The organism is Pantoea sp. RSPAM1 (assembly GCF_038816185.1).
Taxonomy (GTDB): Bacteria; Pseudomonadota; Gammaproteobacteria; order Enterobacterales; family Enterobacteriaceae; genus Pantoea; species Pantoea ananatis.
This window is the reverse complement of the sequence record NZ_CP046137.1, coordinates 4,286,262-4,306,463: the sequence shown is the minus strand read 5'-3', so window position 1 is coordinate 4,306,463 and position 20,202 is coordinate 4,286,262. Positions and strand designations below refer to the sequence as shown.

At 56.5% G+C, this 20,202-nt stretch carries 19 protein-coding genes; 3 read left to right on the top strand and 16 right to left on the bottom strand.

Features of this window, described 5'->3' with window-relative positions:
• Nucleotides 1–7: 7 nt before the first annotated feature.
• Together GKC68_RS20705 and GKC68_RS20700 are read left to right on the top strand one after the other, a co-directional pair.
• Nucleotides 8–2,203: a TonB-dependent siderophore receptor gene (locus tag GKC68_RS20705; protein WP_028723106.1), complete on the top strand. Its 2,196-nt coding sequence runs from the start codon at nucleotides 8–10 to the stop codon at nucleotides 2,201–2,203.
• 208 nt (nucleotides 2,204–2,411) lie between these two features.
• The gene (locus GKC68_RS20700) at nucleotides 2,412–4,073 is read left to right on the top strand and encodes a methyl-accepting chemotaxis protein (RefSeq protein ID WP_028723107.1); all 1,662 of its coding nucleotides are present in this window, start codon (nucleotides 2,412–2,414) and stop codon (nucleotides 4,071–4,073) included.
• Nucleotides 4,074–4,116: 43 nt separating this feature from the next.
• On the opposite strand, the gene GKC68_RS20695 is transcribed toward GKC68_RS20700, so the two are convergent.
• The 13 genes from GKC68_RS20695 to GKC68_RS20635 all read right to left on the bottom strand — a co-directional run bounded on the left by GKC68_RS20695 (nucleotide 4,117) and on the right by GKC68_RS20635 (nucleotide 17,326).
• A complete protein-coding gene (locus GKC68_RS20695) occupies nucleotides 4,117–5,190 on the bottom strand; it encodes an acyltransferase (protein ID WP_028723108.1) in 1,074 nt (357 codons plus the stop codon).
• 264 nt (nucleotides 5,191–5,454) lie between these two features.
• On the bottom strand, nucleotides 5,455–5,973 hold the full coding sequence (locus GKC68_RS20690) for a DUF1440 domain-containing protein (RefSeq protein WP_047715312.1): 519 nt from the start codon (nucleotides 5,971–5,973) through the stop codon (nucleotides 5,455–5,457).
• 38 nt (nucleotides 5,974–6,011) lie between these two features.
• Nucleotides 6,012–6,710, bottom strand: a complete 699-nt coding sequence (araD, locus tag GKC68_RS20685; RefSeq protein WP_047715313.1) for an L-ribulose-5-phosphate 4-epimerase — start codon at nucleotides 6,708–6,710, stop codon at nucleotides 6,012–6,014.
• A complete protein-coding gene (locus tag GKC68_RS20680; protein ID WP_028723111.1) occupies nucleotides 6,707–7,567 on the bottom strand; it encodes an L-ribulose-5-phosphate 3-epimerase in 861 nt (286 codons plus the stop codon). Before GKC68_RS20680 ends, araD begins: the two co-directional genes overlap by 4 nt.
• A complete protein-coding gene (gene ulaD / locus GKC68_RS20675; RefSeq protein WP_047715314.1) occupies nucleotides 7,564–8,220 on the bottom strand; it encodes a 3-keto-L-gulonate-6-phosphate decarboxylase UlaD in 657 nt (218 codons plus the stop codon). Before ulaD ends, GKC68_RS20680 begins: the two co-directional genes overlap by 4 nt.
• On the bottom strand, nucleotides 8,217–9,698 hold the full coding sequence (locus tag GKC68_RS20670; RefSeq protein WP_047715315.1) for an FGGY-family carbohydrate kinase: 1,482 nt from the start codon (nucleotides 9,696–9,698) through the stop codon (nucleotides 8,217–8,219). Before GKC68_RS20670 ends, ulaD begins: the two co-directional genes overlap by 4 nt.
• Nucleotides 9,695–10,990 (bottom strand): MFS transporter, encoded by a 1,296-nt coding sequence (locus GKC68_RS20665; protein WP_047715316.1) that lies wholly within the window; start codon nucleotides 10,988–10,990, stop codon nucleotides 9,695–9,697. Before GKC68_RS20665 ends, GKC68_RS20670 begins: the two co-directional genes overlap by 4 nt.
• A gap of 15 nt (nucleotides 10,991–11,005) precedes the next feature.
• The gene (locus GKC68_RS20660) at nucleotides 11,006–11,473 is read right to left on the bottom strand and encodes a YhcH/YjgK/YiaL family protein (protein ID WP_247101215.1); all 468 of its coding nucleotides are present in this window, start codon (nucleotides 11,471–11,473) and stop codon (nucleotides 11,006–11,008) included.
• Nucleotides 11,474–11,483: 10 nt separating this feature from the next.
• The gene (yiaK, locus tag GKC68_RS20655) at nucleotides 11,484–12,482 is read right to left on the bottom strand and encodes a 3-dehydro-L-gulonate 2-dehydrogenase (RefSeq protein ID WP_028723116.1); all 999 of its coding nucleotides are present in this window, start codon (nucleotides 12,480–12,482) and stop codon (nucleotides 11,484–11,486) included.
• A 252-nt stretch (nucleotides 12,483–12,734) separates the two neighbouring features.
• On the bottom strand, nucleotides 12,735–13,565 hold the full coding sequence (locus GKC68_RS20650; protein ID WP_028723117.1) for an SMP-30/gluconolactonase/LRE family protein: 831 nt from the start codon (nucleotides 13,563–13,565) through the stop codon (nucleotides 12,735–12,737).
• Nucleotides 13,566–13,579: 14 nt separating this feature from the next.
• Nucleotides 13,580–14,680 (bottom strand): substrate-binding domain-containing protein, encoded by a 1,101-nt coding sequence (locus tag GKC68_RS20645; protein WP_013024267.1) that lies wholly within the window; start codon nucleotides 14,678–14,680, stop codon nucleotides 13,580–13,582.
• Entirely contained in the window at nucleotides 14,677–15,777 is a 1,101-nt protein-coding gene (locus GKC68_RS20640) for an ABC transporter permease (protein WP_028723118.1), read from the bottom strand. The genes GKC68_RS20645 and GKC68_RS20640 overlap by 4 nt, the downstream gene beginning before the upstream one ends.
• Nucleotides 15,778–15,799: 22 nt before the next feature.
• On the bottom strand, nucleotides 15,800–17,326 hold the full coding sequence (locus tag GKC68_RS20635; RefSeq protein WP_110956932.1) for a sugar ABC transporter ATP-binding protein: 1,527 nt from the start codon (nucleotides 17,324–17,326) through the stop codon (nucleotides 15,800–15,802).
• 319 nt (nucleotides 17,327–17,645) lie between these two features.
• Between GKC68_RS20635 and GKC68_RS20630 the strand changes: the two genes are divergently transcribed.
• Nucleotides 17,646–18,458, top strand: coding sequence for an IclR family transcriptional regulator (locus GKC68_RS20630; RefSeq protein ID WP_028723120.1), 813 nt, complete (start codon nucleotides 17,646–17,648; stop codon nucleotides 18,456–18,458).
• Between the two features lie 39 nt (nucleotides 18,459–18,497).
• Here GKC68_RS20630 and GKC68_RS20625 read toward each other — a convergent pair whose 3' ends face one another.
• The 3 genes from GKC68_RS20625 to GKC68_RS20615 form a co-directional block, all read right to left on the bottom strand.
• A complete protein-coding gene (locus GKC68_RS20625) occupies nucleotides 18,498–19,019 on the bottom strand; it encodes a GNAT family N-acetyltransferase (protein ID WP_047715317.1) in 522 nt (173 codons plus the stop codon).
• A gap of 175 nt (nucleotides 19,020–19,194) precedes the next feature.
• On the bottom strand, nucleotides 19,195–19,734 hold the full coding sequence (locus tag GKC68_RS20620; RefSeq protein ID WP_064366276.1) for a hypothetical protein: 540 nt from the start codon (nucleotides 19,732–19,734) through the stop codon (nucleotides 19,195–19,197).
• A 67-nt stretch (nucleotides 19,735–19,801) separates the two neighbouring features.
• On the bottom strand, nucleotides 19,802–20,113 hold the full coding sequence (locus GKC68_RS20615; RefSeq protein ID WP_110983222.1) for a cupin: 312 nt from the start codon (nucleotides 20,111–20,113) through the stop codon (nucleotides 19,802–19,804).
• Between the last annotated feature and the right edge of the window lie 89 nt (nucleotides 20,114–20,202).

The following is a 20,202-nucleotide window of genomic DNA, read 5'->3' as shown; positions in this document are numbered from 1 at the left end:
AACGAAAATGAAAACTAAAAACAAGAATATCTGGCTGCTTAATCCGCTGCTGTTAGCCATGATGGCACCCGCGGTCGCACAGCAAACCAGTGAAAATGACATGGTGGTTTCGGCCAGCCGTACGCACCGTACGGTGGCAGAAATGGCCCAAACCACCTGGGTGATTGAGGGGGCCGAACTGGAGCAACAAGTCCAGGGCGGCAAAGAGTTTAAAGATGCGCTGGCGCAGCTGGTGCCGGGCCTGGACGTCAGTAGCCAGGGCCGAACCAACTACGGCATGAACATGCGCGGCCGCGCGATAGTGGTGCTGGTGGACGGCGTTCGCCTGAATTCTTCGCGCACAGACAGCCGCCAACTGGATTCGATCGATCCCTTTAACATCGATCACATTGAGGTGATCTCGGGTTCGACCTCACTGTACGGCGGGGGCAGCACCGGTGGCCTGATCAATATCGTCACCAAAAAAGGCCAGCCGGGCACCCAGTTTGAGTTTGAAACCGGCACCAAAACCGGGTTTAACAACAGTAAAGATCACGATGAGCGCGTCGCGGGCGCGATCTCGGGCGGCAATGACCGCGCCTCGGGAAGGTTGTCGGTGGCCTACCAGAAGTTTGGTGGCTGGTATGACGGCAACGGCGATTCTGTTCTGCTCGATAACACCCAGACGGGCCTGCAATACTCCGATCGTCTGGATGTGATGGGCACCGGCACGCTTGAGATTGACGATCACCAGCAGTTGCAGCTGGTGACGCAATACTACAAGAGCCAGGGCGATGACGATTATGGCCTCTTTCTTGGCCGAAACTTTTCGGCGGTGACCGGAAACGGTAACGCCTACACCAGTAAAGGACTGAACTCAGACCGTATTCCCGGCACCGAGCGCCACCTGGTCAGTCTGCAGTACTCAAATACCGATTTCCTGGGGCAGGAGTTGGTGGGCCAGGTCTACTATCGTGATGAGTCTCTGGCGTTTTATCCCTTCCCAACGGTGTCCGGCGGGCGGGTGACCAGCCTCTCTTCCTCTAAACAGGACACTGACCAGTACGGCGGCAAGCTGGCAATCACCAGTAAACCGCTCGACAACCTGCAGTTGACCTACGGTGTTGATGCCGATCATGAACGCTTTAGTTCCAATCAGATGTTCTTTGATCTGGCACAGTCGGCCGCCTCGGGTGGCCTGAACAACCAGAGCATTTACACCACCGGACGCTATCCGGGTTATGACATTACTAACCTGGCGGCTTTCCTGCAGTCCAGCTACGACATCAACGATACCTTCACCTTGAGTGGCGGCGTACGTTATCAGTACACCGAAAACAAGGTGGACGACTTTGTCGGCTATGCCCAGCAGCAGGCGATTGCTAATGGCACGGCGCGTTCGGCCGATGCGATTCCAGGCGGCTCAACGGATTACGACAACGCCCTGTACAACGCCGGTATCCTGATGCATATCACCGAGCGCCAGCAGGCATGGTTCAACTTCTCGCAAGGCGTTGAACTGCCAGATCCGGGCAAGTATTACGGCAACGGCACCTATCGTCTGCAAAACGGCAACTACCAGTTGTTGAACAGCGTTAATGTCGATCAGTCGAAGCTTCAGGGCATCAAAGTCGATTCTTACGAGCTGGGCTGGCGTTACACCGGTAATGACCTGCGCACGCAGTTAGCCGCCTACTATTCGCTGTCAGACAAATCGATTTCGGTCAACCGCAGCGATATGACCATTAACGTGGACGATGACAAGCGCCGTATTTATGGCGTGGAAGGTGCGGTGGATTACTTCATCCCCGATACCAACTGGAGCACCGGCGTCAACTTCAACCTGGTGAAGTCTGAAACCAAAAAAGAGGGCGGCTGGAAGAAGTGGGATGTCATTTATGCCAGTCCATCGAAAGCCACTGCCTATGTTGGCTGGTCACCGGATCCCTGGAGCCTGCGCCTGCAAAGCACGCAGTCGTTTGACCTGACCGATAACGGCGGCAACAAAATTGACGGTTATACCACCGTTGATTTTATCGGCAGCTACCAGTTGCCGGTGGGCAAGCTGAGCTTTAGCGTCGAGAACCTGCTGGATCGCGACTACACCACGGTGTGGGGACAACGTGCGCCGCTGTTTTACAGCCCGACCTATGGCTCGCCGTCGTTGTATCAGTACAAAGGCCGGGGACGCACCTTTGGGCTGAACTATTCGGTACTGTTTTAAGTCTTCATTCTTGCCCGGTTGACGCCGGGCAAGCCTCTCTCAATCTCACTTTTTCCTCCTGTCGCCGCTAAACAGGCTGTGCCGTTACATAATGTAAACAATACCTAAACGAATACGCTCAGTTTTGTCAGGTACATGCCGATAGTCTTTATGTGCGTACATTTAATGCACAAAGCATTTTCGTTTTAACGACCAGGCGGAACAAACAATGACCATTACACAGCGACTTTTCCTGACCTTCTCCCTCCTTGCCGCATCACTGGCTGTTCTGGCTGTGGTGGCGATCACGGTGGTAACAGGATTTCAATCACGCTTCGATTACGTGCAGAGAAATACGATTCCTTCCATTACCGATCTTAATAAGCTTGTCGATAGCAGCAATGCCCTGACGCTGCTGCTTTATCGCCATCAAAGTGCGACCGATCAACGTAAGCAGGCGCAGTTTGAGAAAGATATCGCTGGCGTAATTGCGGATCTGAAAAAGCAAAACCAGTATTACTTTGATCACGACATTTCCAGTGCTGAAGACAAGGCCCTGAGCGAAAAAGCCTTTGGGGAGATAAAAGAAGCGGAAGCCAGGCTGCCGACCTTTTTTGCCGGGTCACGGGCACAAAATGATGCCATCGCGTTGGGCGAGATCCAGGGAGACAGTGGTGTGGGTCAGTCTGTTCGCGATTTGATAGCGGGGTTAAAGCGACAGTTGCAGCTGAATGTGGACATTGGTGACACGTACAGCCAGCAAAACAATCAGGTTTATCAACAAACCTTGTGGGGCATGTCCGGCGGTTCGCTGCTGATTATCCTGCTGCTTGGCGCGTTTTCGGTGAAAACCATTTTCAGCATCCGTCGTCAGCTTAATGCTATCCGCAGCACCATGGAAAACGCCAGTGAACGCCTCGATCTGACGCTGCGGGCGGATGAAACCCGTCGGGATGAAATTGGCTTAACGGCCAGCGCTTATAATCATCTGGTCAGCAATGTGGCGCAGTCGTTGTCATCCGTTGAGCAGGCTTCGCATTCGGTCAGTTCGGCCTCGTCGCAGATTGCCGCGGGTAATGAGGATCTCTCGGCGCGGACCGAAGAGCAGGCAGCGTCGCTGGAGCAAACGGCGGCCAGTATGTCTGAACTGAGCGAAACCGTGCGCCAGACGGCTGAAAATACCCGCCTTGCCAGTCAGCTGTCCAAAAATGCGCGTGAAATCTCGGAAGACAGCGCCGGCAAAGTCAAAACCATGCTGAGCACCATGTCCGATATCAAAAGCAGTTCAGCGAAAATCAACGATATCATTGCGTTGATTGAAGGCGTTGCCTTCCAGACCAACATTCTGGCGCTGAATGCGGCCGTTGAAGCAGCCCGTGCCGGAGAGCAGGGACGGGGCTTTGCCGTGGTCGCCGGTGAGGTGCGTAATCTGGCGCAGCGCTCTTCTTCTTCTGCCCGTGAGATCAAAGAACTGATCGAGTCCTCCATGCGCTACGTTGCAACCGGCGCTGCTCAGGCTGAAGACGTCGGACAGAATATGAACCGGATGAACGATGCCGTGCGTCAGGTAAACGATCTGGTCGATGAGATTGCGGTGGCGGCGAGCGAACAGTCGCAGGGCATTGGTCAGGTCCATGAAGCGGTCAATCAGATGGACAGCGTAACCCAACAAAACGCCGCACTGGTGGAGCAGGCTTCTGCCGCTGCGCGTTCGTTAACGGAGCAGTCCAGTACGCTGCAACAGCTGGTGGCCGCCTTTACCATCCGGTCAGCTCAGGTTGTCGCCGCTCAGCCGCCTTTAGCCGCCGTGACGGCCGCGCCCGTGCTGAAGCGTCCCCAGCTTGCGGCGGCAGGTGCAGGTGCGCAGGAAGATAACTGGCAGAGCTTCTGATCGTGGCGAAGCAGTGGCCCAGGCGGCCGCTGCTTTTAAAGGGTTACGAACGCCTGTGCAGCGTCAACGGCGTTGATAACCAGTGAGCAACGCGTTTGCCCGCCTTAATGGCGGGTTTTTCAATCCAGAAAAACATCACGGAGGCCAGCGCCACGCTGATGCTAATGGAGAGGATGAAAATCATCAGATTGTCTGTCCAGGCTTTATCCGCCAGGCTGTTCATCAGCAGTATCATCAGCGGATAGTGGATGAGATAGAGCGAATACGAGATATCGCCAAAGAAAATTAGCGTGCGGTTATGACCACTTTCCTTGCGGTAACCCAGCATCACCGTGATGCTCATAATGGCCGCCGCCAGCCAGAAACCGCCATACAGGCCAAACGGCTGCGGCCCAATCATCAGCGCTGTCGCAAACGCCAGTACCAGCCCCACCTGCAGTATTCTGCGCATCTGAGGATTCAGCTCAGGAAGCTTCTGCCTGACGATTAATTCAGCCAGCATCATCCCTAAGATAAACTCCATGCAGATGGTATTGCTGATAAGTTTGATCCACGCCTGCCACCAGTGCGTCACTGCCATATCAGGCGAAACCTGAGAGGAAAAGGTAAAACTGCCGTTGTAATACAGCTGAAAGCCCACGCTGGAGGCGAGGAAAATCAGTGCACACAGGAAGCTACGGTAGCGATAGTTTATGCACATCGCCACGGTGAACACGGCGTAGAACAGGATCTCATAGGAAAGCGTCCACGGCGGACCTAATGCGCTGAATCCAAAGGTCGGCCCGGGGCTGCTGTAATCCTGCAGGCAGAAGTAGAGCGCACAGGACATCTCCTGAAGCGAACGATCGTGATAAACCACCACGAACGAAAGCAGCCACACCACAAAGAAGACCGGCCAGATGCGGAAAAAGCGTTTCACCATGAACGACGTCGGCGCTTCGTTAAACTGATGCGTAATAAACGTCATGATGAAGCCGCTGATAATAAAGAATACGTCCACGCCCAGCGCGCCGGGAATGTGCCGGGTCCAGTGACTTTCTAACAGCGATGAGTTGTGCGCCAGCACCACAAGTAGCGCAGCCAGGCCGCGCAGATACTGGATTGAGACGATTTTCATGAGCGTTACAGGCCTGTCAGTTTACTCAATCACGGCGTTCGCCTTAACGAGCCGGTCAGGGTTAAGCGTAGGCCGTATTGTAAAAATGCCTTAACGATTATCAACCGCCATTTAGTAGCCAGGAAAAAAGAGTTTTGCCTGATAGCCGGATTTTGCAGAAAAAATGGCGATGATCGACGAAGTTGGGCGCACAGGTTCAGAAGTGCGCCGTTGGGATTTCAGAGGGTTCTTAAACAAATATGATGACTTGAGGGGATACAGGCACTACGCGGGCGCGCGCGAACTGACGCTCCCGCCCATGGCGCGCCGGAAGATCTCGATCGTCCACATCCACAGAATATGCCCCAACGTCTCCGAGGCGATTTCCGCTAACGGCAGGTGCCACAAGGGCGGTGCCCAGCCGTTCATCGGCAAAATCACGCCGTGAAAGCCCAGGGTAATGAGCAGGGCGAACGCTACGCCCTGGCCCAGCGTCACGACCGGGAGGATCTCGGCCAGGGCGCAGTAGAGCAGGGCGAAGACGATTGAGAACAGGTGGTGAACCCCGGCAACGCCCCAGTTCACCACGTGACCAGAATAATGATAGACCAGGTTGCTGACGTTGATCCCCATATCCTGCAGCATCTCCGCAGGGGGAATCGCCCTGTCAGGCGTTCTGGGCGGAAATGGATTCTCCGTTCCCCATTTTACAAAGCTGGCAACGTTGCCGCCCCAAAACCCTGCCCAAAGCGCCGGACCATAATGCCGGTCGGCAGGGGATGTCAGACGAAACGACCTGTTCATAGTTAACCGCTCCTGCTGAGTAAGATAACCACCGTGGATTACTGCCCGTAATAGGCATTTGCTCCGTGCTTTCTGAGAAAGTGCTTGTCCAGTAAGGGCTGTTGCATGTGGGTAATACCGGGCGTTAGCTGGCGGGAGAAAATCCCTATATAGGCGATCTCTTCCAGCACCACCGCATTGTGGACCGCGTTATCGGCGTCTTTTCCCCAGGCAAAGGGCCCGTGCGCGTTAACCAGCACGGCAGGAATCGCGGTCGGGCTGATGCCGCGCGTACGGAAGGTTTCAATAATCACTTCACCGGTATTGTGTTCATAGTCGTGGGCTATTTCGGCCTCCGTCATCAGCCGGGTGCAGGGAATGGCCCCATAAAAGTAGTCGGCATGGGTTGTGCCCCAGGCGGGCAGATCCTGGCCAGCCTGCGCCCAGATGGTGGCATGGCGTGAATGGGTATGCACAATGCCGCCGATATCCGCAAAGGCGCGATAGAGCGCCAGGTGCGTCGCGGTGTCCGACGAGGGTTTTTTACTGCCTTCCACCACCCGGCCGCTTTCCAGTTCCACGACCACGATGTCGTCCACCGTCATGCCGTCGTACGCCACGCCGGAGGGTTTGATGGCCATCAGCCCCTGCGCGCGATCGACGGCGCTGACGTTGCCCCAGGTAAAGGTCACCAGCTGATGGCGCGGCAGCGCCAGGTTGGCGGCCAGCACCTGCTCTTTCATGGCGGCTATGCTCATACTAAACCTCCTTCCTGCATTTTCTGTTCAATCCAGCGCCGGGCCTGAACGATCTCGGCAACCGGCTCCTCGGCTTTCTCTGTCCACATTTCAATCAGGAACGACCCGCGATAGTTCAGCGCCTTAAGCGTGCGGAATACGCCGACAAAGTCCACGCAGCCCTGACCAAAGGGGACATCCCGAAACTGGCCCGGCGAGCTTGCGGTCACGGGTTGGGTATCCTTCAAATGAATCGCGGCGATGCGATCAATACCCAGGGTCAGTTCGGCGGTGACATCATTGCCCCAGGCGCTGAGATTGCCCACGTCCGGATAAACGGAAAACCAGGGAGAAGCCTGCTGCTGCTCCCAGACTTTCCACTTGCTGATGGCGTTCATAAACTCGGTATCCATGATCTCAACCGCCAGCATCACCTGCGCCGCGGCGGCGCGTTGCACCGCGCGTGACAAACCTTCGGCAAAGCGCGCGACGGTGCCATCATCGTGGGGTTCGTAATAGACGTCGTAACCGGCAAGCTGAATCGTGCGGATCCCCACGTCCTTTGCCAGTTGGATGGCGCGATCAATCAGATCGTCTGCCCGCTGGCGGATCGCCGGATCGTGACTGCCAAACGGAAAGCGGCGATGCGCCGACAGGCACATGGAGGGAATGGTCACGCCGGTTTCAATCATGGCGTTGACCAGCGACAGGCGCTGCTCTTTGCTCCAGTTCAGGCGCGCCAGCCGCACGTCGGTTTCGTCTACCGACATTTCCACAAAATCAAAGCCACAGGCTTTTGCCAGCGCCAGTCGTTCAGGCCAGGTGAGGTTAGCGGGCAGGGCTTTCTCGTAAATACCTAACGGATGCTGGCGTTTCATACTGTTCCCCAAATGCTGGCAATGGCCTGATGGAATTCCGCTGCGCGTTGAATGCCGCTGGCGGGATCGCTGAGGGCGCGTCCGGCGATAAACGCTTTCACGTCAATGTCTTTAAATTGCGCAAGATCCTGAGGCGTAATGCCGCCCGTGATGGAGAGCGCAAAACCTAAGTCCGACAGGGCTTTCATGGTATCCAGGTCATGCTGATTCCATTGCTGCCCGCTGGCCTGGGCATCCCGCCCCCGATGGTAAATGGCCTGTTTCAGCCCCAGTTGCCGCCAGCGGCGGGCATCGTCCAGCGTCCAGTGACCAAACAGTTCGATTTGAATATCGCCCTGGTGCTGCTGCGCTACGTCCAGCGCGCTGGCAAACGTTGCCAACGGTGCGGCACAGATGACCGTCATCCAGCTTGCGCCCGCCGAGAAGGCCATGTCTGCCAACGTGCCGCCGGCATCCGCCACTTTATAGTCAGCCACCAGGGTTTTTTGCGGATGCTGCTGGCGTAGACGGCGCACGGCTTCGACTCCGCAGCTCAGGCACAGCAACGTACCGGCTTCGATGATATCGACATGCTGATGCAGCTGCTGTGCGGTATCCAGCGCCGCATCCAGCGCGGTATGATCCAGCGCCAGCTGGAGTAAAGGCAGGCTCATAAGGGGGCTCCTTGTGCGTCACTGAGGACGCGGATCAGATGCTGATAACGCTGATACTTCTGCTGATAACGGGCATGCCGTGTGCTGTCTGGTAGCCAGGTGACGATATCTGGCGCCAGGGCCTGCTGGGCCTGCTGCAGCGAGGCGTAAGCACCGGTGCCGGTCAACGCCACCAGTGCCGCGCCCAGACAGCCGCTTTCGCTGATCTGCGGCACTTCAACGCGCAGACCGCTGGCATCGGCAAACATCTGCATCCAGGGCGCGGAGCGCGTAGGGCCGCCGCTCAGACGCAGGGCAGTGACCTGAGGAAAGCGTTGCAGAATGCGGTTAAGATGCGTCAGGTGGGAAAACACCACGCCTTCGTAGATGGCCTGAACCAGATGCGCGCGCGTGTGACCCGCCTGCAGACCAAAGAAACTGCCGTGCAGGTCGGCCCCGGCGTTGGTACCGTAGAGAAAAGGCAGAAACAGCAGCGCGCTGCTGGCAGGTTCCAGCTCCCCGACCCACTGATTTAATTGTTGGTAGTCGCGGATGCCCCACTGTTCACAGAACCACTCCAGGTTTGCCGCCGATGTCGGGCTGGCTTCGTGGATAAGATACTGGCCTTCAATGGCATAGCGACCGTAAACGTAGGGATAGTCTGCTTCATCGCTAATGCAGTCGGTAATGCCGCTGGTCACCGACCAGGTGCCCATTACCGCGTTCAGGCGCGTTGCGTCATTCAGTCCCGCACACAGCGCGGTGGACATGACGTCAAACAGGCCCCCGACAACAGGCGTGCCGGGCAGCAACCCGCATGCGGCAGCAGCCTGCGCGGTGACATAGCCGGCAATCTGCGTTGATGCCACAATCGGGGGCAACGCCGGCACGATCTCGCTGATATCCAGCATCTCAGCCAGCGCGGGCGACCAGTCTGCCGCCTGCATATCGTACAGATTGGATTCAGAGATGTTCGTTTCTTCACAGGCCAGCTCGCCGGTCAGACAGAAACGCAGGTAGTCGTGGGCCATCAGTACGCTGCCGATTGCGGCGTAGCGCTGGGGCTGATGCTGCTTTAGCCAGCGCAGGAGCGACACCGGATGGCCGGTCCAGAGCGTCTGTCGGGTGAGAGGATAGAGTTTTTGCGGCATGCCTTCCCGCTGCCACTGCTGCACCAGGCTCAGAGCGCGACGATCGGAGGATAAGATGCCATTTCCCAGCGGATTGCGATCTTTATCCAGCAGAAACAGCCCTTTACCCTGAGCTGAGATGCCTAATCCAGCGACGTCGGCGGCATTCTGACCGCTGCGGGTCAGTACTTCGCGAATGACCGCTGCCGCCTGCTGCCAGAGCAGCGTCATATCGCGTTCGGCATAACCCGGCTCTGGTACCTGTACCGGCAGGTTTTGCCGCGCAACGGCCAGCTCGCGGCCCTGCCCGTCGTAGAGTCCGGCTTTAATAAAGGTGCCGCCGCAGTCCAGTCCCAGCCAGCGTTTCATAATGCCTCCCGTTTGGCAGAGTCACAGCGGGCAGGCAGGGTCATTGCCAGCAGCGCAGCCAGCGCCAGCGAAATGGCAAGGCTGTAAACCCCGGCATCTTTGCTGTAAAACGCAATCAGCACGCCGACCATATAAGGTCCACAGAAGCCGCCAAGGTTGCCCAGTGCGTTGATCAGGCCACGTGCCCCGCCCGCGACCTCGGCATTGAACAGGCGCGGCGGAATACTCCAGAACACGCCCGCTGCAGACTGAATAAACACGCCACAGCCCACCAGCGCCGCGTAGGACCACCAGATATGCGCTTTTAGCAACACCGACAGCGCCATGCACAGCGCAAAACCTGCCAGTGGCAGCGCCACAAACAGCTTGCGCCGCCCGGTTGCATCCGAAAGGACAGAAAACAGAAACATGCCGAAGATCGCCCCGACGTAGGGCAATATGGCCAGCATACCAACCTGCTCGACATTGCCGTGGGTCAGCTCTTTCAGAATGGTGGGCAACCACAGGGTGTAGCCGTAAATGCCGGTCTGATAAAAGAAATTGACCAGAATCAGCCGCCACATTACAGGCTCGCGCATGACCTTAAGCAGAGAAGCGTTGCGTACGTTCTGTCCTTTGATCATCAGTTGCTCGTTGTGCAGGGTCGTAATCAGATACTGCTTTTCAGCCGGAGAAATCCACTTCGCCTCCTGCGGCCGGTTGCTGATGGTGAAATGCCACAGCACCATGACGACCAGCGATAACGCGCCTTCCACGTAAAACAGCATGCGCCAGTCCCAGCCGGTGATGATCCAGCCGGAGAGCGGCGCGGTAATGATCCCGGCGATCGGTACAAACATGATCACAATGGCATTGGCGCGGCCACGCTCGGCATCCGGGAACCAGTTGCCGATCATCGTCAGCACCACCGGCAGCATGCCACCTTCGGCGATCCCTAACGCAAAGCGCAGTGCCAGCAGCTGGTACTGACTGGTTGCCATGCCGGTCAGTATCGAAATGACTGCCCAGGCCAGCAGCGACCAGCCAATAAAGCGTTTGCCGTTACCGTAGACGGCCAGCTTGCCGCCCGGCACCTGCAAAAACAGGTAACCAATGAAGAAAATGCCGCCCGCCAGACCAGCCATTGAGGCGCTGATGCCCAGTTCGGCGTCCATTCCGCCCGGCATAGCAAAGGCAATATTGACCCGATCCATATAGGAAATGATGCAGGTGATCAGGACAGGCGGAATGATCCGTAACCAGCGCAGGGCAGGGATCTTTTCACGGTTAACGGCAGTTGATGTCAGACTCATGACCTTTCTCCTTGCTTACGCCAGATCGCGGGTGGGGATCTTGATCACCACTTTGCGAATCGGTCCTGGCGTGCCCACCGCGCAATTTGGGCGGTGGATATCCTGCGGAAAAAACACGGCAAAGGTGCCCGGCAGCATGCGCACCTGGGTCTCATGCGGCACGTGCTGGTAAAAAATAATGTCGCGCTCGTGGTCGTAAGGCTGATGCACCGCGAAATCCACAGGCTGCGTTGCGACGCCGATGACTTCTTCGCCCGTAACCAGGTACTGCACATCAATGTGCAGGCGGTGCGCTTCCGGGTAGTTCTCCTCGGCCGGAACGGTGTGCAGATCCAGTACCTGCATAATCCAGCCGGTTTCACTGTCCTGATACCGTCCCGCCGCCAGGGTGTGCAGGTCGTAGCGGGTCAGGCAGGCGATCGCGTTGGCGATCGCCGGAGGATAGTGACGCGGGTCGGTATTCGCGATGTGTCCGGTGATCATGATTTCCTCCCTACAGCGCCTGGATACGCGCCCAGACGCGCTCATCTACCGGAATGCCAAGTCGCTGATTTTCAGCCCGCAGCGGCGGAAACTTATCGCCGGGCAGGCGGATCGCCTGCGCGCTGTCGGCCCGTTCAGCATGGATAACCGAGTTACGGATGCGGTCGAGTTTGTGCTGGCGGGTTTCACCGTCGATAAGGCGGTCGACATCAATGGCGATAAAGACCTGTGAAATACCAAACTCATCGCCGTTATCGTGTGTGACCTCGGTGACGGAGGCGCCGTTGGAGAGCAGGGTGGCCAGCATGTCCAGTACCACCGACAGCGCGGAGCCTTTCCAGTAACCCATGGGTAAGATGCGACGGTTTTGCTCAAGGGTGGCCGGATCGCGCGTGTAATTGCCTTCATCATCAAATCCGCCATCGACCGGCAGGCGCTTACCGGCCAGACGATTCACTTCCAGCATGCCGTAGGAGAACATCGACATCGACATATCCACCATGGTGATTGGCTCGCCTGGCACGGCGATGATCAGTGGGTTGGTGCCGATAGCGCCGCTTTTCGCGCCCCAGGGCGGCATCACGGCAATGGAGTTCGTCCAGCAAATGCCCACATAGCCTTTTTCCGCTGCCTGCCAGCCATAACTGCCGCCGCGCATCCAGTGATTGGCATTACGCAGTGCCACCAGCCCAATACCGTGATCCGATGCCAGGGCCATGGCACGATCCATCATCCCGTGCGCGGTGATATTGCCGATGGCGCGTTGCGCGTCCCACTGCTCGATCGCGCCCAGCGACAGGACTTTTTGTGGCTCCGCCTCGGGCACGATATGGCCAGCATCCAGCTGCTGAATAAACCGCGGGAAGCGGTTTACGCCGTGGGAATACACGCCGTTGAGACTGGTTTCGGTAAACATGCGCGCGCAGGCTTCGGCTTTATCCTGAGGCACGTTGCGACCTGTAAGTACGCGGAGAAACTCCTCATACAACTGCTGATAGCTGATTCTCATACGACTGATACTCCCAGCGTTGCCGCTTTATTTCATAATGTGGAATGTCATTTCAATTAAATGCTATGAGGAAAATACGGGCCAGTCAAAGAAATGACCGAAAAATTAATCAATAAAAATCAAAGGATTATTTTTATTGTCAACTTTTGTGATCTCTGGCTTATTCGCCAGGTTTTGCCCAGAGACGGGCCGGTCAGCCCAACAGAGGCTGACCTGATTGACGCGTGCGGCATCCCTGCCTGAGCAGAAGGCTTAGCGCAGCCTTACCCGGTAGAGCGACGTGTTTGCGGTGATATAGAGTTCATTATTATCCGGTCCACCCAATGTGCAGTTGGATACCGTTTCAGGGATCGGGATTTTGCCTTTGCGCTCTCCGTCAGGGTTAAAAATAATCACGCCGTCCGCGCAGCTACAGTAAATGTCGCCGTGAGAATCGACACAGAATCCGTCCGGAAAGCCCGGCGTGACATCGGCAAAAAACTGGCCGGGCGACAGCTCGCGTCCGTTAACCTGATAGACCCGGAGCTGGTGGCGTCCCAGGGTTGGAAAGTCCACCACCGACATATCAGCAACATACAGCAGGCTTTCATCGGGCGAGAACGCCAGCCCGTTAGGCCGTTGCAGATCGCTGGCCGCTATGCTGAGCTGCCCGGTGGCGGGATCGAAGCAGTAGAGATAGCAGCCAATCACCTGACTCGGGGCCAGATAGCCTTCGTGATCGTTAACGATCCCGTAAGGCGGATCGGTAAACCAGATGGTGCCATCGGCGCGGATCGCCAGATCGTTGGGCGAGTTAAAGCGCTTGCCCTCAACTTTGTCGATCAACACGTTGACCGTGCCATCCAGTTCGGTCCGGCTGATAGCCCGGCGGCCGTGTTCGCAGCTGACTACGCGTCCCTGCCCATCCCGGGCATTGCCGTTGGCATAGTTAGCGTGATGACGCCAGATGCTGAGCTCACCGTTGCGCTGCCAGCAGTACATGCGGTTGCCTTTGACATCGCTGAATACCACCGCATCGTGCTGCGGCAGCCATACCGGGCCTTCGGCCCAGATGGCAGGGGAACACAGTTTTTCTACCTGCATGCTGCTGGCCTCCGTTACTTCACGCCCCAAATGGTTTTATAGTGCTGCTGATAACCGTTTTCGGGGTCATAGTTATTTTGCGGTCCGCCATCCCGGCTAATATTTTCCTGAGTAATTAAGTGCGCAGGCGTGACATAGCCAGAAGGCGGCTGGCCAGCGAAGGCGCGGTTGAACTCATCCAGCAACTGCCAGCCGTGCAGTTTTAAGGGTTCCGCCACGGTTGCCGACTGGCTTTCGCCATTGCGAATACGCTGGAAGGCCGAGACAGAGCCATCGCCCGCAGAGATATTGTATGGTGCGTTTTTGCCCCCCTTGCCTGCGGTTTTCAGCGCCGGTGCCATGAAGTCAAAATAGAGATCGTTAATCGCCAGCGAGTACTGCCAGCGGTCGCCGTATTTCTGTAACAAGCTGAAGGTGAGCGACGGCATACGGTTAGAGGTATCGGCCAGCGGCGTGTCAATAAAGTCGATCACCTTACACTCACTGCACTTTTCAATTTCCTGCTTCATCGCATTGGCTTTATCCAGCGCGATTTTGTACAGCGAGTCGGTAAAGATGATGACCTGAGCTTTACCGCCTGATTTCACCACCGCGTACTGTGCCGCCAGGCGGGCAACCTCATTTGAGTCAGAGGTAATGTTATCCGTAATGCCGTACTGCTTAATCGGGCCAGGCTGTGGCTCTGCATGCCAGGCCATCAGCACTATCTTTTGCTGGACCGCTTTTTTGAGCGGCATTTTGGCGACGTTGGGGTTCCAGCCGCCAATAATGATGCCGTCAGGGCGCTGGGCAATAGCCTGATTTAGCGCGGCCAGTTGATCTTTCACCGACCCCGCACCGTCCAGCGTATCCAGCTTCCAGCCCGCCACTTTCGCCGCTTCGCTCAGCCCCTGCTGAACCCCCTGCACGCCGCCATTTTTCATATCTGAGGCGATAAAAATCAGTTTCTTGTTCGCCTGGAGTTTCGGCCCTGTGGTAGGGCCGTCCCAGGTGGTAGCGCTGGACGTGGCTTTGGCGACGGCCGCGGTGGCCTGTTCCAGGTAGCTGTCTGCATGAGCGGGCAGAGAGGCGACCAGCATGGCAACGAGAGAAAGACCAAATACCGGATTTTTCATAATGAGTTCCCTGGTGTGATGGTTTTTTGCTGTGGGTCAGGTGTTGTTGCTGGCGTGCTCTGACTGCGCACGACAGCTTTTTGGTTCAACATACGGCGACGCTGGGCGTAGCCGGCAAGCGTAATCGACAACAACAGCGTGGCACCGTTAAATAAGGGTTCAACCCAGAAGGCGCCGCCAAACTGCTGAATACCGGCGATACCAATAGCCAGAATCGCGATGCCCACTACGGTGCCCCAAACGTTAACCCGTCCCGGACGAATGGTGGTGCTGCCCAGAAAGGCGCCGACTAAGGCAGGCAGCAGGTAATCCATCCCGACGCTGGCCTGGCCAACGCCCTGTTCAGCAGCAATCAGTACGCCGCTGAAGCCGGTGATGAAACTGGAGGCGATAAAGGATCCAATGACGTACTTATTAACGGCGATGCCGTTGAGGCGTGCCGCGACGGGGTTGCCCCCCACGGCATACATGCATCTTCCCAGCGGCGTATGCTCGGTGACCAGCCATAGCGCCAGCGCCAGGCCCAGCACATAGAATGCGCCAATCGGAATGCCAAGGATTTCCGTGCTGTGCAGGGCGCTGAACGCGTCCGGTAAATCGCCCACAATTTGTCGGCCGCCGGAGTGCCACAGCGCAATCGCATACAGCACCGTGCCGGAGCCCAGCGTGGCGACAAAGCTGTCAATGTCTGCCAGCGCGACCAGAATGCCGTTAAGCAGGCCATACAGGGCCGACAGCACCAGCACCGTCAGCACCGCCATCTGCCAGGAAAAGCCATATTCCACCTGCAACGTAATAGCCAGAATGTGCCACAGCACGATGCCAAAACCGACGTTGAGGTCGATTTTGCCAACGATCATTGGCAGTGTGGCCGCCAGCGCCAGCAGCGCAATTTTTGCCTTACTGGACAGAATCGCCTGTACGGTCAACATCGAAGCAAAGGTTGGGGACAGAACTGAAAACAGTAACGCTAACAGCACACATAACAGCAGTAGCCCATAGCGGGTGAGGATCTGCATCGACCACGGCGCAAAGCCATGCTGAGCAAGGCTGACCCGTTGTTCGAGCGCGGTAGACTTCACCGAGGTTTTAGACATTTCGTTTCTCCTGACTGCCTGTTCAGACGGTAGCTAATGGAGCAGCAGAACTGGCCGAGGCCAGCTCCAGTAAACCTGCAAACGTAACCTGTTCATTTCTCAGCTCACCCACCACCTGGCCCCGGTTAAACACCAGCGCGCGGTTGCAGATATGAGCAATTTCTTCAAGGTCATTGGAAATCACCAGCACCGCCACGCCTTCGGCGAGGGCTTTATTGAGCAGGTGATAAATCTCTTCGCGTGCGCCGACATCCACGCCAGCGGTAGGATCTTCAAGAATCAGTAGCGGCGCGTTGAGGTGCATCCAGCGGGCCATAACCACCTTCTGCTGATTGCCGCCGGACAGGGCGCTGATATCCAGGTTGACGTCTTTGGGCCGCACGTCGAACAGCTGGACTTTCCACCAGCTGGCACCTAGCTCGGCGCGGCGACCATAGTGCGATATCAGCCGATGACCGCTGGCGCAGGGGTTAATAAACAGGTTTTCACGCACGCTCATCGACATCACCAGACTTTCGCCCGTGCGGTCGCCTGCCACCAGTGAGATGCCCGCTGCCATTGCCTCACGCGGGGAGCGTGGGTGGCAGGGGTTGTCGCGAAAAATAACCTGTCCACTGGTGGCCTGCTTCAGGCCAAACAGCATTCGGCCTATTTCTTCCTGACCGGCTCCGCGCAGTCCTGCCAGTGCCAGCATCTCACCTGGCTGCAGACTAAAAGAAACCGGCCCGACTTCGTCAATGCACAGCTGGTTCAGCGACAGCACCGGCGGCCGCGCCTCGGGCAGCGCAAGGCGCTGGTTACTCTCCAGCGCCTCGCCCACAATCATTTCCACCAGATCGTGAAGCTTGTAATCTGCCGTGACGCCTTCCGCAACGCGTTTACCGTCACGCATCACGCAAATACGGTCGGCAATTTCGATCACCTCATCCAGGCGATGAGTCACGTATATCATGCCGACGTTGCGGTTTTTCAGGCGTTCAATCACGCCAAACAGGTGACGCACGTCGTTGGCGGGCAGCGAGGCGGTGGGCTCATCCAGCACCAGCACTTCGGCGTTGACCGCGACGGCACGGGCGATGGCCAGCAGCGATTTCTCTGTCCGCGACAGTTCAAACACGCGGGCATCGGGGTCCAGCTGAATACCGACTTCCTCCAGCGCCGAACGCGCCCGCTCACGCACCGCCCGCCAGTTGACCAGGCCAAAGCGGCGGTTGAATCCCATCACCAGTGCCATATTTTCCGCCACGGTCATCCACTCAATCAGCCCCAGGTCCTGGTGAATGAATGCGATGGGCTGGCTGGTTGCCGTTTTCAACGCGGCGGCGGATGCCGTGACGTTTCCCTGAAAGGTAATCTGGCCCTCATCGCTGGTATATACGCCAGCCAGCACTTTGATCAGGGTGGATTTACCTGCGCCGTTTTCCCCCAGCAGCGCCACCACCTCGCCGGGGAAGACGTCCAGACTCACATCATTAACCGCGGGATTGCCGCCGAAGCGTTTGGTGATATGGCTGAGTGTAAGAACCGGTTTATCCGAATGAGGTTGCATTATCTGCCTCCCGTGACGCCTGGTGAGTATCGGCAGCAAGAGCGGCGACCGCTCGTTGCTAATTTCAATATGTGAAATACTATTCCAAAAAATAGTATTCCTGACGCCGGGGAAAAGCAAAGAAGGAGAGCGGATATTTATCTATAAGAAACAGTAAGTTAAAATATTGTTTTGAATTTGTGATGAACAGCGCACTTCTGTCACGACGAGAAGCGTGCGCCCGACCACACTAAAAAGCTAAAGATTCCCTGTCGGTAAGCCTTGAGTTAACATCATGCGTTAGCGCGTTCGGGAAGTGAGAAATGGAGAGGGTTGGTGGATGGCGGTGAAAGTGGATAAAGCAAAGGAAACGAAGAGCGATAAACCCTTAGGGACACAAAGCCTGTTTCGTGGCCTGCAGTTAATAGAATTGTTAAGTAATTATCCTAACGGTTGCCCGCTAGCCCATCTTGCTGAACTGTCTGGCATGAACAAAAGCACCGTACATCGCCTGTTGCAGGGGCTGCACAGCAGCGGTTACGTGACCCAGGCGCCTTCGCCCGGGAGTTATCGCTTAACCACCAAGTTTATTTCAGTCGGTCAGAAGGCGCTGTCGTCGCTCAATATTATTCACGTGGCAGGGCCACATCTGGAAAAACTGAATCTGGACGTGGGTGAAACCGTCAACTTCTCCAGCCGCGAAGACGATCACGTTGTCTTGATCAACAAGTTAGAACCGACGACGGGCATGATGCGCACCCGCGCCTACATCGGGCAGCATATGCCGCTCTACTGTTCAGCCATGGGCAAAATTTTTCTGGCCTGGGGCAGCGAAGAGTACCTGCTGCAATACTGGCAAAACCATCAGGACAGCATTGAGCAACTGACGAAAAATACCATTACCACGCTGCCCGAGATGCAGCAGGAACTCAACGATATTCTACAGCAGCGCACCGCAATGGACCGCGAAGAAAATGAACTGGGCGTCACCTGCATTGCGGCACCGGTGTTCGATATTCAGCAGCGTGTCCCTTATGCGGTTTCGGTATCCCTGCCTACGGCCAAGCTGCAGCAGATTGGCGCGAAGAATCTGATGGCGAAGGTGGTTGCCACGGCGCAGGCCATTTCAGAAGAGCTGGGCTTCACCGCCTGAAAACGCCCTTTTCAGAACAGCAGGCCTGCCAGGCCAGGCTTAGTTTTCAGGTAGCGTGCTGTCTCCGTCACCGAGCGTGCGCTGCATCAGCACCGTATCCAGCCAGCGGCCATGCTTGAACCCCACCGACGTTAATGTGCCGGTGACGGTAAAACCGGCGGCACGGTGCAGGGCGATAGAGGCCGTATTGGCACTGTCACCTACGTTTCCCACCATCTGGCGAAAGCCGCGGGACTCTGCCCAGTGAATAGCGTGGGCCAGCAGGCGTTTGCCAATGCCCTTTCCCTGAAACGCCGGCGCGATATACACGGAATCCTCCAGGGTGAAACGATAGGCATAACGGGGCCGGTAAAAGCCCAGATAGCAGTAGCCACAAACCTGTCCTTCACTGAGTGCGATGAACCAGGGCAGTTCGTCGGCGCGAAGTTTCTCCAGCCGACTGGCTATCTCTGCCTCGTCGGGCGGGACGATTTCAAAACTGCCCGTGCCCTGTAATACGTGATGGGCGTAAATCTGTTGTATTGCCGGAACGTGGCTGTCATCTGCCAGTATTATTTCCATTTTCTGTCTCCCTGCAAGTTAGCGTCGCGAAAGGCATTGTTATCAGAATAAAAACGACCGAATATCGTGCTTCACCGGCAGAGGCCGGGCTGGCTGCACCGGAGGCGGTAAAGCGCAACGCCTCCCGCAAGACAACCAGGCCGGACACGACCGAGCCCGAACAAGAATACGCGGATTACCTGGCCAAATTCCAGCGCCTGTAAGCCTCATCAATCGCCTTTGTGCCCTGCAAAAAGCATTTGGGCAGATCGATATGCGAGTAGCGCGTTTTATAGCGCCTGCGGTTTCCCGGTGTTATCAACGCGATGTGCGTGATCATCGCCCAGTTCACCTTATCCACACCGCCCTTAAGCGCGCCTGGCCGGCTGGCAGTGGCGTAACAACGTTTGACGTAACGCAGCAAGCTGGCGGGCATTGGGACATCAAGCAGAATATAGCCGGTTGCTCGCGCCAGTCGTTCGTTAAGACAGGCTGTGTAGTTGCCGTCCATTACCCAACAATCCTGGTGAATAGCCTGATGATGTAAATGCAAAAATTCAGCTTTCTCTCTGGGCTGCCAGTGGGTATTGGGCAGGTGATAAAGTTGGTCAAGATGAATGGCAGGCAGGGCGGTGTGACGTGAGATCGCAGTCGCAAGCGTTGATTTTCCGCTGTTAGACGGCCCCATAATGCAGATGCGCGGCCCCAGATTCTCAAGACTGATTAACGCATTCATGGCGATGGTCCTTAGATGGTGGGGGGATTGCTCACGGCCCGGCGGGCAGAAGGGCAATCCAGCAGAATCAGACTGAACCTTCTTTTTCGATCACCAGCACTCGCGCTTCACCCTGGGGATGGGCGACATGCTCGGTACCGATACTGGCATAGAAAACATCCCCCGTTTCGAGACGGATTGTCTTCGTTTCTCCCGCTTCCTTGTAATGCATATCAACGCAACCATCCATCACGGCAAACACTTCCTGGCCATCATTGATATGCCATTTGTAAGGCCTGTCTGTCCAGTGAAGGCGCACGGTTGTGCCTTCAAAATTAGCAATGTCGAGAGCGCCCCAGGCCTTTTCGGCTGAGAAAGCTTTGCTGACGTAGGTTTTCATTTTTTTCCTGACAGTCTGAACGCGTAGGATACGGTTATATCGCATCACATGAGGCATGACTTGCAAAAATTTGCGCATATCGCTGGTAG